The sequence below is a fragment of the Crocosphaera sp. XPORK-15E genome, assembly GCF_034931425.1.
GTDB lineage: Bacteria > Cyanobacteriota > Cyanobacteriia > Cyanobacteriales > Microcystaceae > UHCC-0190.
This window is the reverse complement of sequence record NZ_JAYGHQ010000040.1, coordinates 1-12,647: the sequence shown is the minus strand read 5'-3', so window position 1 is coordinate 12,647 and position 12,647 is coordinate 1. Positions and strand designations below refer to the sequence as shown.

The following is a 12,647-nucleotide window of genomic DNA, read 5'->3' as shown; positions in this document are numbered from 1 at the left end:
TTGTACTACATTGGGCAGGAAACTATCTGGGGGTTTTTTAAAATGAGAATTGCTGCCAGACTGGCTGTGAAATTAACGAATCTTTCACCAGGTAGTAGCGAAAAAGCGGGAATCGTGATAAATTCTTGATTGAAAACAGAAGGAGCACCGAGATCCCTGAAAGTGAAACCGAAAGTACCAGTGGGATCTAGAATTGCAGAAAGCTCATCGTATTGTACATAGTCAAAGGTAGCATCACCTGGAGCGGTGCCTTGAATAACTTCTGGAATAACTTCTTCAGTTTCAGTATCAACAGTGAAAATGATATAGAATGGCTGTAGAATGTCGTACAAATAGTCAATCTGTCCGTTGACCATTCTTTCATCGAGAGGGTAGATCGTGTAATCGAAATTTACTGTCACTCCGTCTACTGTGACACTGCTTGACTGCGTAATGCTAAGGGGCTTATCTTCGGGGACCGGTATTGGCACCTCTTGCGCCTGTGCTGCGGTTCCAGCGATTAATGTAGCTGCGCCAGCGAGTAATGTACTTGCGATCGAGCTATAGACTATAGCCTTGGTATTTATCATTGGGTTTCCTCTATATCCTATTAATAAGGGACTCCCCGATATGATATCCTATCAGTCTAAACTTGTCCAGATTATTTGGGAAATAATTTAGGGAAGTTTGATCTGCCAAAACTTGGACAAAACTAGGACTTACGCATTGACAGGAGATCCCTCATCTGAGGTATGGATTTCAGCAATGCTTACTCAATTTTTTGCGTTGTTTAGGCGATCGCCGTTTATAGAATCAGGCAATAGCGGCGTTATTAATTATTAGTTTAGTGCCTATTGTCGGGGCCATTCATGAATTGCCCCGACAATGAGCGTCAGGAGAGCTATTTTGACGCATTTGTTCAATGACTTCAGGATATTTTTCCAGATCTTTTAAGGACTGTAAAGGAGGATAAACAACACGATCTTTTCTTTCGTTTATTTTATCAACATAAGCATGAAAAGCCTCATCATCCTCTCGATGGGATAATACATAACTTTTTAATTCTTGAGAACTCATGGTTTTAAAATTAGGTTTTTGAGTCATTTTATCCATTCTCCATTTGGTTTGATTTCAATTTCGATATCTTCACCAATTAACATAACGATATTTTTACTACGCTCGTCTAATCTGATTATTTTAAAACCGTTAAACCCTGATTCTTTCGTTGAAATTTAGGCAAAAGATCCGATTTTTGGTTCAAGTGCAAGATCTGAGTTTAACCGAGATCTTGCACCTAGCCTGAAAACCCCGATTTTTTAGCAAATAGTAACGAAATAATGCTTGGTTTGCTGTCTTTAAAAATCGGGGTAAGGATAAGCGATTATTATTTGCTTATCCCTTTCAATTTTTTCTTAGCTTGCTGCTAGATATTCTTTGACATTGCCCCGTCGTCTCCGCAGTTGGGCTAAGGCTTGATGTTCCAGTTGACGCACCCTTTCCCGACTAATATTGAGCTTTTTGCCAATTTTGGCTAAAGATAGTTCTGTGCCATCTTCTAAACCAAAACGAAGGGTTAAAACTGCTCTTTGTTGGGGGGTGAGTTCCGCCATCAAATTTGTGAGGTCTTGGCGTAATAACTCTTGGGTGATGTAATGATCAGGGGAAATGCCTTGATCTTCTAAAAGTTCCGAGAGTTCCGTATCTTGATTGTCCCCGACACGAACATCTAAGGAAATAGGTTGACGGGCCATGCTGAGAAATTCCCGAATTTGAGCGGGTTCAATCTCTAATTCTTCGCCAATTTCGGCTGGAGTGGCACTTCTTCCTAATTTCTGTGAGAGTTCTCGTTGAGTTTTCTTGATTTTATTCAGTTTCTCGGTAATATGAATGGGTAAACGGATGGTTCTTGCTTGTTGCGCGATCGCCCGCGTAATGGCCTGGCGAATCCACCAATAAGCATAGGTCGAAAATTTATAGCCTTTGGTTGGGTCGAATTTTTCTACACCTCTTTCCAGTCCTAAGCTACCTTCTTGAATCAGGTCGAGAAATTCCATGTTGCGCTTTTGATATTTCTTGGCAATGGCAACGACTAAGCGCAAATTGGCCTCGATCATCTTCCGTTTGGCGCGATTTCCTTGTTCTAGGATTTTTTTCAGGCTGGTTTCCGTCATCTCTACCGCCTTGGCCCATTCTCTTAGACTGGGTTCGAGTCCTGAGTTTTCAGCAAGATTCTCTTTTGTTTCTAACAAGGTCATCATTTTTTGGACTTGTTTCCCATAAACAATCTCTTGTTCGTGGGTTAACAGAGGTACCCGCCCAATTTCATGCAGATAAGTCCGCACCATATCTGCTGAATACGTAGGCTGTTTGGTTTTGGTGTTCACGTTAGCAGTGGGCATTGGTACAGTTTTGACTCCTTAAATCTGCTTAAAAGTCTGTTAATATTCTTATCTTTCCCAAAATGTTTATTAATTAATACATGGGGACTGGAAAGAAAAGTTACAAAGTGAAGTCGGTATGACTTTAACTTGTTTTTATCTTAACTCATCTCTTTAGACGATGGCAAGATCGAAAAGGTTCATTGGTTTTTACGAGATGTTAAAAACGAGCCAATACTAGATTAACTAAGGGGTTGAAGGATGAGCCTCAGCCAGTAACTGGCCTTCGCTATTACTATCATGGCTCAAAAATGAATATAATAAAAGGTTTAAAGTTGGTGAAATCTCCGAACCTGAAGGCGGTTATTCCCGTATTGTTGATAGTTGAGGAAAATTTTTGGCTTATTTACCAATATCTTCGTTCCAAAGTAAGGGATTTTTTTCGATAAATTGTCGCATCAAATTTTGACATTCATCTAAATTCAAATCAATCACTTCAACGCCGTGAGATTCCATAAATTCTCTCGCTCCTGGGAAAGTTTTTGATTCTCCGGCAATTACTTTTTTAATATTAAACTGAACCACTGCTCCTGCACAAAGATAACAGGGCATTAGGGTAGAATAAAGAACTGTATCTTGATAATTACCGATCCGCCCCGCATTGCGTAAACAATCAATTTCTGCATGGGTAATGGGATCACCTTCTTGAACCCGTTTATTGTGTCCTCTGCCAATAATTATCTGATCTTTTACTAAAATGGAACCGATGGGAATACCCCCTTCTTTTAGCCCTTGTTTTGCTTCAGCGATCGCTGCTGCCATAAATTCATCCATCGGGGTTCATCTCCTAGATTTTTTTGAGTTTAATTGCCTCATAACCTAGATCTATTTTAAACTAATTTGCTACAATGGGGAAGTAAAAAGCGTTATTTCTTCTAACGAATTTGTCTACTATAAATTCCTCTCTTAAAATATCAGAGTCTTGGCAAAAACTGTTAAGACAACATCGGGCGATCGCTGTCATTCGGACGGATGATATAGACTTAGGTTTAAACATGGCCAGAGCAGTAGCAAAAGGCGGAATGCGACTGATTGAAATTACTTGGAATAGTAAAAACCCTGCTCAAATTATTCAACAATTAAAAATAGAATTACCAGATTGTATCATTGGCACAGGAACAATTTTAACCCTAGAAGACTTACAAGAAGCTATCGCTGCTCAGGTACAATTCTGTTTTACTCCCCACACCAATCAAAGCTTAATTAAAACAGCAATTGATCACCAAATTCCTATTATTCCAGGGGCTTTATCTCCCACAGAAATTGTTACTGCTTGGCAAGGGGGAGCGAGTTGTGTTAAAGTCTTTCCGGTACAGGCAATTGGCGGCATTTCTTATATTCTAGGATTACAGGGGCCCATTGGTTCAATTCCTTTAATTCCGACCGGTGGCGTAACTTTAGACAATGCGGCTCATTTTCTCGCAGCAGGGGCGATCGCTGTGGGTTTATCGGGTCAATTATTTCCCCGTCATGCTATTAATAATCAAGACTGGGAAGTTGTTACAAAACAGGCAGAAATTTTAAGGGAAAGAATACAACATTTCCTAACAATTTAACATGATTTTAACAAATCATGTTTGATTGTCTTGATTTTCTAACCATTGATTAAACTGTTTAATTGCTTCTCTAACTTTAGGAGCAGTTTCTATTAGTTTTTTAGCCAAAACAAGCACAGACTTTGCTTTTAATTTAACTTGATAATTATGGCGAACTAAATGGCTAAATTTTGGATATTCATCTAACTCTAATAATAGGGAACCTTGCCATAAAGGGGGGCGGTTATGATTACCAGGATCTGCCATTTGGCGTAATAATTGTTCATGCCAATTTTGCCCTGTAGGTAAACCCCCATCTAAGGTAACTGCTACCCGTTCACTCATATGTTCACATCCCGTATAAACATCAACAATATAACTTGCTAAAGTAGGAGTTACGAAAGCTTCAGGAACAGTTTGAGCTTGATCCATAAGAGAAATTAACATTGTAAAATTATCTTCAAAAGCCAGCATTTCATCTTCAAGACGGGTTTTCAGAGCTAAATACAAATTATCAGACATAGGTTTTGTTTGTAAAATGCGATCGCGGACATAATAAGGAACTTGTTCAACAGGAACTAAATCAAATTGTAGCCAAGAAGGAAGAATTTTTTCTAGTTTTCCATAGGCATCCCAAATTTGCTCATCTGACATTCTTTTAACCGCTAAATCAAGATCAGATTCCCAATGCCAAGGACTATCCCCACGCAAAGAACCAAAAATAATAACATCATTTGCACCAAATTCTTGCTTTAAAATCTGAATACAATTTTTTGCTATTTCTAAGGCTTTTTGTTTTCTTTCTTCTAAGGTAATATTCCTCATTTTCCCAAAAATTAAATCACTTAAATCTTAAATAAAATCACATCTGACTTTAGCCAGGACATAATATATTATGCCCTCACAAACCATCACCTCAACCCCCCCACCCCGCATTTCAACAAAACTCAAAGTTCGCTACCATAAAAAAGCATGGGCTTATGGGTTCTAACCACAGTGTAGAGGTCAGAATTGCCATTAGATATAAGTACAGGAGTTCTAAACAATTAATGTCCACCGCAAAGCTAGATAAGTGTGACTCCCTAAAGTCCCTTCATTTTCCCCCCTTACCTTTATCCCGTCCTCTCCTCATGATCGGTCATGGAACGAGAGATATAGACGGAAAACAAACATTTCTTGACTTTGTTGCTGCTTATCAAGCATTAGACCATTCTCGTCCCGTTATTCCTTGCTTTTTGGAACTGACAGAACCCTACATTCAAGAAGGGGTAGACTATTGTGTATCCCAAGGTTATACCGATATTTCTGCCTTACCAATTCTCCTATTTGCAGCGCGTCATAATAAGTTTGATGTGACCAATGAACTCGATCGCACCAAAGAGCGTTATCCTGAGTTAAAGTTTCACTATGGGCGACATTTTGGCATTACCCCCAACCTGTTAAAATTGTGGCAGGAACGCTTAGCTGAGTTCGATCATCCCCACGCTAACCCCAAGCAAATTAAACGGTCTGAGACGGTGTTATTATTTGTTGGGAGGGGTTCTAGTGATCCTGATGCTAATGGGGATGTCTGTAAGTTAGCTAGAATAGTATGGGAAGGTAGCGGTTATCAGACAGTAGAAACCTGTTTTATTGGTATTACTCATCCTCGTCTAGAAGAAGGGTTTAAACGGGCCCTTTTTTACCAACCAAAACGGATTATTGTGTTACCTTATTTCTTGTTTACTGGGGCATTAGTCAAAAAAATTTTTCAAACCACTGCCGAACAACAAACCCTTTATCCTGAGATTGAGATGACTTGTTTACCGGAGATGGGTATTCATCCTCAACTGTTACAAGTTGTCAGGGAAAGAGAGTTAGAAACTCAACAGGGACAAGTCATTATGAACTGTGAAATGTGTAAGTTTCGTCTTGCTGCGGTTGAGGATCATGGTCATCATCATCATTCCCACGATCATGGCCATCATCATCATTCAAACCCTGATCCTTACGCCAAAGTTGAAGATTATCATCAACGAATTTGGCAAACACCATGAGCTTAATTAAATTATAACAGGTTTGGTTCTGTAGGGGCGTTTTCTGAAGCGTCCCTATACTGTATTAAATAATAAGTTATAATAAATTTAGTTGACAATAATCAGTCCTATTTTAATTATGAATAAACAACGAGTTGCTGTTGGTAGTAAAGTTTCTTTAATTGCCAAACCTCCCTATTTGAAAACTGCCGATCCTATGCCTATGTTACGCCCTGCTGATATCTTAGAAATTGGTGAGGAAGGAACAGTTATGGATCGTCGTCCTGGGGGTTATTGGGGGGTTAAATTTGCCAGAGGAACTTTCTTAATAGAAAGTCAATATATTGCCCTTTTAACCGCCCAAAAATCATCTAATACTGAGACTTAACTATTTAGTTTCTTCCTCAGTTTTTGTCACTGGTTTTTCAGTTTTACTAGCTGATTTTTGACCCTCTAAAGCAATGTCTTTGAGTTGCTCTTTATATTGAACAGGAGCTTTAAGAATGACATCTGTAAATATGGTTTGTGCTTCCGTTTCTTTGCCCTGTTGCCTTAACATAATTGCCTTAGCTAAGAGAGGACGAAAATCATCAGTATCCCCTTTAATTGCTTGATCATAAATGGTCAAAGCATCATCATAACGCTGTTGTTGGGTGTAAATTTCCCCTAACAATAATTGGAGAGATGTTAAATTAAAATGACTCTCTGACTGAGACTCTTTAGACCCATCTTTGAGGGCTTCATTCAGGGTATTTTGTACTAAATTAATCGCCTGTTGAGAACGGTTTTGGGCGATCAATACATCAACCATTCCTTTTAGGGCCGCTATTTCACCAGGGTTGGCCGCTAAAATCTCCCGATAGGTAGCAGTTGCGCCCTCATAGTCTTGTAAGCGTTGTTTTCCTTGGGCTAATAATAAGCCATACTCAGGTTGTTGGGGGTTCAGTTGGGCCAACCGTTCTAAGGGAATGAGCGCAGCGGCCAGATCTCCCTGTCTCAGTCGTGCTTCTAACAACCCACGCAGGGCATTATCATTATCAGGTTCCCGTTCTAAAACCAGTTGATAGCCTAGGGCTTCATTCTCTAATTTAGCGGATTCTGTGGCAGCTAAAGATAAATTCTCCCCTTGAGGTTGACGAGCTTGAACAATACTACTGACTAAGGGTAAAATGGAGAAGGAAATTAAGGCTAAGAGCATTAATACTAAAGCAATATAAATCCAGCGGCGATGCTTGGTTTTAGAGATTTTCATAAAGAGATAATTAAATGAAATGGTTCGAGTGTTTTGTTAATTTGTTAGGTGTACCAAACAATCCTAAAAATTGATCGGGGGTCATAAAGGTTATTTTAACCGAATGTCGGGCAGAATTCCCTCATCCTCGTGATTGTTGAGGATGAATGCCCGACCAGCCCGACCAATAACTAAACGGCGTAGCCTCCACTTTCTCGTACCTTAAAAACCTATCACCTCTGGCGATCGCCCTTCATCTTCCCCAAAAATCCCTTCCCCTCGTCTCACGCCCCTTCCTAAGCCTGTGAAGCATCATCAGCCTAAACCTTAACAGAATGCCTAGGATGTCCTGGAAAGTGAGGGCAGAAGCCCTCGTTCAAAGGGTTAATAAGCTAAGGTTTCTAGGGTTTCCCGAAGATATAACCGCACTTGTTGATCGAGGGATAAAATTTCAGGGGGAGTCTTTTGTCGGGCTTGCCATTGTTGAAATCCAGAACAATCAGCGATCGCCTGTTGAAGACTTTCCCAAACTTCCCGTTCTTCATCAGCCGGACGGTCAGGGGAAACGGTTAGGCTTGTCATGGGCTTATCTCAAATTCGTTTAACGTTACCTCCCTTAGCATAACCCAGATGCCTTTGACCCTGCTGATATCTATGACACAATTAGGGAGAAATTATGTTTCTTCCTGGGGAGTAATTGTTGGAATTAAGAAGATTTTGTTAACTCGTAATCCTAGTATGGTAAAATCGTCGAGAATTTTTTCGAGATCATAGGGTTCAGTCTTTAACCATTGTTGTTGTGAGGTCAATAAAACCCCCACAACACTCACAGGAATTTGAATAAATAGGTTAGTCAATAAAAAGGCGATCACTGCGATTATTAGTCCTAAAATACGCCATTGAGGAAGCATTTGTGCTGTGATTGCAGCAAGAGGGGCCCAGTGATACAATTGCCATCCAATGCCTAATAATACTAGGGCAGCAATTGCATTAAGAATCTTATTTTTTCTCGTTTTCAACAGACTTAAAATCTTGCGTTGGTCAGGGGTTAAGCTGCTGGGTTTAATGGCAACGATTAAGATACTAAAAATATCAAAAGGGCTTGTCCACTGCATCCACAAAATAGGCAAAATACCCACAACAGCTAAGAATACTAATTCTAACCAATAAAAAGGCAAAGGATCGGCTACAGCTAATCCTAACCCCATTACCAATAATAATAAGGGAGCAACGGCTATCCCTGCTAAATGAATCCACAAAAAGGGCTCAAGACGAAAATTGTTCATGATTTTTTATTAACCCATAATTCTGTTTTCTTGGTAAGCTAAATTCTAGCGTTTTTTCTGAGTTATTTCCTTTAGATTAGCATGAATCGCCCACAATTATCTCCCCTATTAAGCTTTTGGCATTGGCCAAAAACAGAATTGTTTTACCGTTGTCTATCATCCCTTGCTGCTTATCTGCCTTCTCTCAAAAAGCTTTTAACAAAAGGCTTATTAATGACAGTTTTGTTGATTTTTTTAACAGCTTGTGGTACGGCAACTGCCCCTATTGAGTTTGCCCCTGATGGAGACATTATACAACAAGCCATCCGCTTACAACTTAGTCAACGATTAAATCCTCTGAGTCAACAGTTAAATACGAAGCATCCTCAGTTAGAAATTGGTCAAATTAATGTTAAAAATATTGATTCAATTGTGGTTTCTGAATTGCCTACTTATCATCTACAAGGGACTTATAATTTGAAATTAATTTTACCTCGTCAACAAGTGAATCAAAAGAATAATCAATTTGAGATTTATCTTCAGCGACAAGCTGAGGGGAAAACCTGGCGACTCTTGAGCAAAGATAATAAAAAAGCTTCTGAAGAATTATCTTGGAAAAGCTATTTAATTACAGCCCAAGAATAATTATATTAGATTTAGGACTGACACAATATTTTGATAAATTGTGCTATAGGTAGGGGTAATTCATGAATTACCCCTACCTATAGAATTTGTAAGCAAGTCTTGTCTTTATAAGTTTAATGACTCATCACCCAATCATGAATTAAACTGTTAACTTCATCAGGAATTTCATCATGGGGACAATGACCAGCTTCTAGATAATATTCGGTTAAATTAGGATAATATTGGCGGTATTTTTCCCCTCTTTGTTTTGCATTCATCCAAGGATCACCACTACCCCATAACATTAATAAAGGATGGGTTAATTGTTGTAATAAATTGTCTACAGTTTCTCCTTGGGGTGTCTTAAAAACGGAGGCAAAAACTTGAGCAGCACCCTCATCACAAGAGGGACGATAAATGTCTTCAACTAACTTATCTGTTACTGCATCTTGATTAAGATATACTTTTTTTAAGGTCTTGCGAATATTTCCAGGGCGACGCATATATTGAAATAATAAATAGCTGGGCCAAGGATGGAGCAAAACCGAACGAATTAACTTCTGAATGGGATTAGGTTGTTTAGGATTTTTACTATCACCAAACGGCCCTGCACTGTTAAGCAAAATTACTCCTTTAGCTGCATTTGGACATTGTGCAGCCACACAAAGGGAAGCATAACCCCCTAAAGAATTACCCGCTAAAATGACAGGTTGACCAATCATTTCTGTAATAAAATCATTGAGTTGATCTCGCCAAAGATTACCACTATATTGTAAATTAGGTTTGGCAGAACGTCCAAATCCTAATAAGTCAATGGCCCAAACTTCAAAGGTTTCTTGTAATTGAGCAATATTTTTGTACCAATGATCTGTAGATGCACCAAAACCATGTATCAAGAGTAAAGGGGGACGTTGAGGATGTCTAACCCCTGCTCGGACATAATAGATATTATGCCCTTGCCATTGCCAATAATTTCCAGATACAGAAGCATTAGGGGAAATGGTAGCTATTTGCATGGCGATCGCGGTTTGTAAAGTAATGTTAACTTCTTTCTAGTGTAGCTCTCTTTTTCTCAATTGACATCCCAACGCCCTAATTTGAGAAATTTAAGTTTATCTAACAGAGTTTTCTGTAGAAAAATAGGGTTTTAATAAATTATGCGCTTGATAAACATAAAAAACATTAACAATAACTCCTCCTCGTTTAATTTCTACTGTACCAATTTCTTCAATACTTTCAAAAAATGCGCTAAATTCAGCAGTTAATTCTGGCATTTCAGCAAACCGTTTTAAGGTGATATAAAGTGCATTTTTACCAACCCATTGATCCGTATCTGGCCAAAAAGGAAACCCTCGTCTATCATAGCTAAAACAAGTCACAGGAATGGGGTTTAGGGGTTTAAGGGCTAAATCAATTAATCCCCCTAAATAATAGGCATTCGTAAACAGAAAATCGGCCTCTTTTAAGGCATTATAAAGAATGGGAGAGTTTGCTATTCCTTCTCTTAATTGTTTAACATCAATTAGTTCATTAGAGGGATCATTATCTGAAGTAAAAACACCACCTAATAAAACATTTTGACTAGATTTTAAAAGAGTTCCTGTATTAAGATGAATTAAAAATAATAACAAAATAGTTGTAATTATAATCGTGCTTCCTTTTAACCACCATTCCACCCAAAACTTTGAATATTTTTCCCATTTAACAGCATATAATCCTAATAATAAAGTAGCTCCCCAATAACCAGGAATAGGCCAAGTAACCAAAATTTGTTGTTTCCCACCTAAGATAATTAATCCTAATGTTAAGGGTAAAGATAACCAGAGAATAAATAATTGTTTTTCCCAAAAATAAGGTTTATTTGCACCATCTAAATCAACTTGACCATATTTTCTTAATGGTACGAATAATTGTAATAATAAAGTTCGGAATAAAACCCACCATAAAGGGAAGCCAATTGTTGGAAAAAGTAACCCAATTCCTACCCCAAATACAACCAAAGAATTCAGAATATTGTAGGGAGATTTTGGCACATTGGGAACCGGAAGAAAACGGTTAAAAAATTGAAACTTAAAGGATATCCAATCATGATTAAAATTCCAGAATAAGAGAGGAAATAATGTGACAATAAATAAGATTAATCCTAATCCTGTCCAACGGGAAAATAAAGCCCGACGATGAGAATAACTGCTTAAACAAAAGGCAACTAAAGAGAAACCTAAAACAAACCCATGATATTTACTTAAGCAAGCTAAACCAATTAAAATCCCTAAAATACTAAGACGATAACTAGGGCGATAAATTTGATTATCTACAGGAAAAAATTCATAAACAGCACAATATAAAGCTGCTGACCAAAAGAAGATTAAAGGACTATCAGGAAGGGTGACAATACCAAAACCAATTTGAAAAATGGGAATAATTGACGCAATAATTAAGGTAATTTTAGCGGCTTTAACATTGAATAATCTGGCACTGGTAAAGTATAATAATAATAGGCTACCTGTATATAAAAATACGGTGCCAATGCGTAGAGTAAAGGGGGAGGTAATACCTGTTAACCAAATACCAAAACCCGTGGTTAATGCGACGAAAACAGGATGATCAAAGTAACTCCAATCTAAATGTTGGGTGTAAAGATAATAATAGCCTTCGTCATAGCCAGGAAGTAACCAAAAGGCAATGATAGAACGGAATATTAGACCAAACAGTAATATCCAAATTACTGACGGTGGAAGTTTTAGGAACACGATTTTTGTTTTAAAAATAGGGATAATTAACAATATGTTGGTAAATGTTCAGCAATAGTGTAGCATTATCTAATATTTCTGGTATGTAAACATCTCCTTGATCCTAATATGGGGATAGGTAATCACTGAGTGTTTTCAGCAAGCGTTGATGTCGCTCTGAAGAAATCGAACCGATGGAACCGATGATATTACGACGGGGCAACACTGCTAAAAACCCCAACCGAATCAAAGATTCTGCTCTCAAACCACTGGTAATAAAGTCTGTATCAGAAGGAGAGATAATTTCGTCGAAATCAGGAACTCGCTGATGCAACTGGGTACTAATGCCACAAACCAAAAGATCTTTGTAGGGGGGCATTTCCCGCAAAATAATCGCGGGACGGTTCTTGATAGCACCATTCGCTTGTGGAACAGGTGTCAAAACAACATCAGCTTCCTGCATACTCCGAATTCGGTTCTTTGATTAAGTCGAGGGAGTAATCTTCTTCATCTTCACCATAGGCATCTTCTAATCTGCTGCCGGATAAACACAGCCAAGACTCACGTTCAGCATCTTGCTTGGGCAGGATAGTTACGATCAGCTTTCTGTTTGGTTCCAGTTCAAAAGGCTCGTCTAATAAAATTCGTTCACCATCAAAATGAGCGGATACTGATACGGTTTCCATCGGATTTACCTGTCTATCCATCACCATCTCTATGAATCTATATGGGGATATGTTAATCATACCCCATGTATAACATAAGATGTTCTGACTTGTGACAACTCCCATCACTGACTTGGAGTACCAAGTACAGTGTGGGCTTCCAAGA

The 12,647-nt window shown here is 38.5% G+C and carries 17 protein-coding genes; 4 read left to right on the top strand and 13 right to left on the bottom strand.

The features are described 5' to 3' along the window. Nucleotides 1-5 precede the first annotated feature (5 nt). The 5 genes from VB691_RS23675 to VB691_RS23660 form a co-directional block, all read right to left on the bottom strand. A complete protein-coding gene (locus VB691_RS23675; RefSeq protein WP_323293991.1) occupies nucleotides 6-569 on the bottom strand; it encodes a hypothetical protein in 564 nt (187 codons plus the stop codon). Between the two features lie 277 nt (nucleotides 570-846). Further along, nucleotides 847-1,083 carry a DUF6887 family protein gene (locus VB691_RS23670; protein ID WP_323293990.1) on the bottom strand — a complete coding sequence of 79 codons (237 nt, stop codon included), beginning with the start codon at nucleotides 1,081-1,083 and terminating at the stop codon, nucleotides 847-849. Further along, the gene (locus VB691_RS25900; RefSeq protein ID WP_416245479.1) at nucleotides 1,080-1,139 is read right to left on the bottom strand and encodes a hypothetical protein; all 60 of its coding nucleotides are present in this window, start codon (nucleotides 1,137-1,139) and stop codon (nucleotides 1,080-1,082) included. The genes VB691_RS23670 and VB691_RS25900 overlap by 4 nt, the downstream gene beginning before the upstream one ends. 252 nt (nucleotides 1,140-1,391) lie before the next feature. Then, nucleotides 1,392-2,378: an RNA polymerase sigma factor, RpoD/SigA family gene (locus VB691_RS23665; RefSeq protein ID WP_323293989.1), complete on the bottom strand. Its 987-nt coding sequence runs from the start codon at nucleotides 2,376-2,378 to the stop codon at nucleotides 1,392-1,394. 381 nt (nucleotides 2,379-2,759) lie between these two features. Further along, nucleotides 2,760-3,191: a nucleoside deaminase gene (locus VB691_RS23660; RefSeq protein WP_323293988.1), complete on the bottom strand. Its 432-nt coding sequence runs from the start codon at nucleotides 3,189-3,191 to the stop codon at nucleotides 2,760-2,762. Between the two features lie 110 nt (nucleotides 3,192-3,301). Here VB691_RS23660 and VB691_RS23655 point away from each other — a divergent pair, with 110 nt between their 5' ends. Next, nucleotides 3,302-3,973 carry a bifunctional 4-hydroxy-2-oxoglutarate aldolase/2-dehydro-3-deoxy-phosphogluconate aldolase gene (locus VB691_RS23655; protein WP_323293987.1) on the top strand — a complete coding sequence of 224 codons (672 nt, stop codon included), beginning with the start codon at nucleotides 3,302-3,304 and terminating at the stop codon, nucleotides 3,971-3,973. Between the two features lie 15 nt (nucleotides 3,974-3,988). On the opposite strand, the gene VB691_RS23650 is transcribed toward VB691_RS23655, so the two are convergent. Next, nucleotides 3,989-4,777: a nucleotidyltransferase domain-containing protein gene (locus tag VB691_RS23650; protein ID WP_323293986.1), complete on the bottom strand. Its 789-nt coding sequence runs from the start codon at nucleotides 4,775-4,777 to the stop codon at nucleotides 3,989-3,991. Nucleotides 4,778-5,001: 224 nt separating this feature from the next. Here VB691_RS23650 and VB691_RS23645 point away from each other — a divergent pair, with 224 nt between their 5' ends. Next, the gene (locus VB691_RS23645; protein ID WP_323293985.1) at nucleotides 5,002-5,988 is read left to right on the top strand and encodes a sirohydrochlorin chelatase; all 987 of its coding nucleotides are present in this window, start codon (nucleotides 5,002-5,004) and stop codon (nucleotides 5,986-5,988) included. 118 nt (nucleotides 5,989-6,106) lie between these two features. Then, a complete protein-coding gene (sipA, locus tag VB691_RS23640) occupies nucleotides 6,107-6,355 on the top strand; it encodes a regulatory protein SipA (RefSeq protein ID WP_323293984.1) in 249 nt (82 codons plus the stop codon). Here sipA and VB691_RS23635 read toward each other — a convergent pair whose 3' ends face one another. From VB691_RS23635 to VB691_RS23625, 3 genes are all read right to left on the bottom strand, one after another. Beyond that, nucleotides 6,356-7,219: a tetratricopeptide repeat protein gene (locus tag VB691_RS23635; protein ID WP_323293983.1), complete on the bottom strand. Its 864-nt coding sequence runs from the start codon at nucleotides 7,217-7,219 to the stop codon at nucleotides 6,356-6,358. A 363-nt stretch (nucleotides 7,220-7,582) separates the two neighbouring features. After that, nucleotides 7,583-7,780: a hypothetical protein gene (locus VB691_RS23630; RefSeq protein WP_323293982.1), complete on the bottom strand. Its 198-nt coding sequence runs from the start codon at nucleotides 7,778-7,780 to the stop codon at nucleotides 7,583-7,585. Between the two features lie 92 nt (nucleotides 7,781-7,872). Next, a complete protein-coding gene (locus tag VB691_RS23625) occupies nucleotides 7,873-8,484 on the bottom strand; it encodes a low-complexity tail membrane protein (protein ID WP_323293981.1) in 612 nt (203 codons plus the stop codon). Between the two features lie 213 nt (nucleotides 8,485-8,697). Here VB691_RS23625 and VB691_RS23620 point away from each other — a divergent pair, with 213 nt between their 5' ends. Next, nucleotides 8,698-9,108, top strand: a complete 411-nt coding sequence (locus VB691_RS23620; RefSeq protein ID WP_416245478.1) for a hypothetical protein — start codon at nucleotides 8,698-8,700, stop codon at nucleotides 9,106-9,108. A gap of 113 nt (nucleotides 9,109-9,221) precedes the next feature. Here the strand turns inward: VB691_RS23620 and VB691_RS23615 are convergent, their stop codons facing one another. The 4 genes from VB691_RS23615 to VB691_RS23600 all read right to left on the bottom strand — a co-directional run. Beyond that, nucleotides 9,222-10,103, bottom strand: a complete 882-nt coding sequence (locus VB691_RS23615) for an alpha/beta fold hydrolase (RefSeq protein ID WP_323293979.1) — start codon at nucleotides 10,101-10,103, stop codon at nucleotides 9,222-9,224. A 96-nt stretch (nucleotides 10,104-10,199) separates the two neighbouring features. Continuing rightward, entirely contained in the window at nucleotides 10,200-11,837 is a 1,638-nt protein-coding gene (locus tag VB691_RS23610; protein WP_323293978.1) for an ArnT family glycosyltransferase, read from the bottom strand. A gap of 103 nt (nucleotides 11,838-11,940) precedes the next feature. Next, the gene (locus VB691_RS23605) at nucleotides 11,941-12,279 is read right to left on the bottom strand and encodes a type II toxin-antitoxin system PemK/MazF family toxin (protein WP_323293977.1); all 339 of its coding nucleotides are present in this window, start codon (nucleotides 12,277-12,279) and stop codon (nucleotides 11,941-11,943) included. Beyond that, nucleotides 12,266-12,647 (bottom strand): hypothetical protein (locus tag VB691_RS23600; RefSeq protein ID WP_323293976.1); only part of this gene is annotated, 382 nt, incomplete at its 5' end. The genes VB691_RS23600 and VB691_RS23605, both read right to left, overlap by 14 nt.

Excerpts from the sequence above, each read along its gene's own strand:
- VB691_RS23675 (WP_323293991.1), bottom strand. The coding sequence starts at position 569 with ATGATAAATACCAAGGCTATAGTCTATAGCTCGATCGCAAGTACATTA.
- VB691_RS23670 (WP_323293990.1), bottom strand. The coding sequence starts at position 1,083 with ATGACTCAAAAACCTAATTTTAAAACCATGAGTTCTCAAGAATTAAAA.
- VB691_RS23665 (WP_323293989.1), bottom strand. The coding sequence starts at position 2,378 with ATGCCCACTGCTAACGTGAACACCAAAACCAAACAGCCTACGTATTCA.
- VB691_RS23660 (WP_323293988.1), bottom strand. The coding sequence starts at position 3,191 with ATGGATGAATTTATGGCAGCAGCGATCGCTGAAGCAAAACAAGGGCTA.
- VB691_RS23650 (WP_323293986.1), bottom strand. The coding sequence starts at position 4,777 with ATGAGGAATATTACCTTAGAAGAAAGAAAACAAAAAGCCTTAGAAATA.
- VB691_RS23645 (WP_323293985.1), top strand. The coding sequence starts at position 5,002 with ATGTCCACCGCAAAGCTAGATAAGTGTGACTCCCTAAAGTCCCTTCAT.
- sipA (WP_323293984.1), top strand. The coding sequence starts at position 6,107 with ATGAATAAACAACGAGTTGCTGTTGGTAGTAAAGTTTCTTTAATTGCC.
- VB691_RS23635 (WP_323293983.1), bottom strand. The coding sequence starts at position 7,219 with ATGAAAATCTCTAAAACCAAGCATCGCCGCTGGATTTATATTGCTTTA.
- VB691_RS23630 (WP_323293982.1), bottom strand. The coding sequence starts at position 7,780 with ATGACAAGCCTAACCGTTTCCCCTGACCGTCCGGCTGATGAAGAACGG.
- VB691_RS23625 (WP_323293981.1), bottom strand. The coding sequence starts at position 8,484 with ATGAACAATTTTCGTCTTGAGCCCTTTTTGTGGATTCATTTAGCAGGG.
- VB691_RS23620 (WP_416245478.1), top strand. The coding sequence starts at position 8,698 with ATGACAGTTTTGTTGATTTTTTTAACAGCTTGTGGTACGGCAACTGCC.
- VB691_RS23615 (WP_323293979.1), bottom strand. The coding sequence starts at position 10,103 with ATGCAAATAGCTACCATTTCCCCTAATGCTTCTGTATCTGGAAATTAT.
- VB691_RS23605 (WP_323293977.1), bottom strand. The coding sequence starts at position 12,279 with ATGCAGGAAGCTGATGTTGTTTTGACACCTGTTCCACAAGCGAATGGT.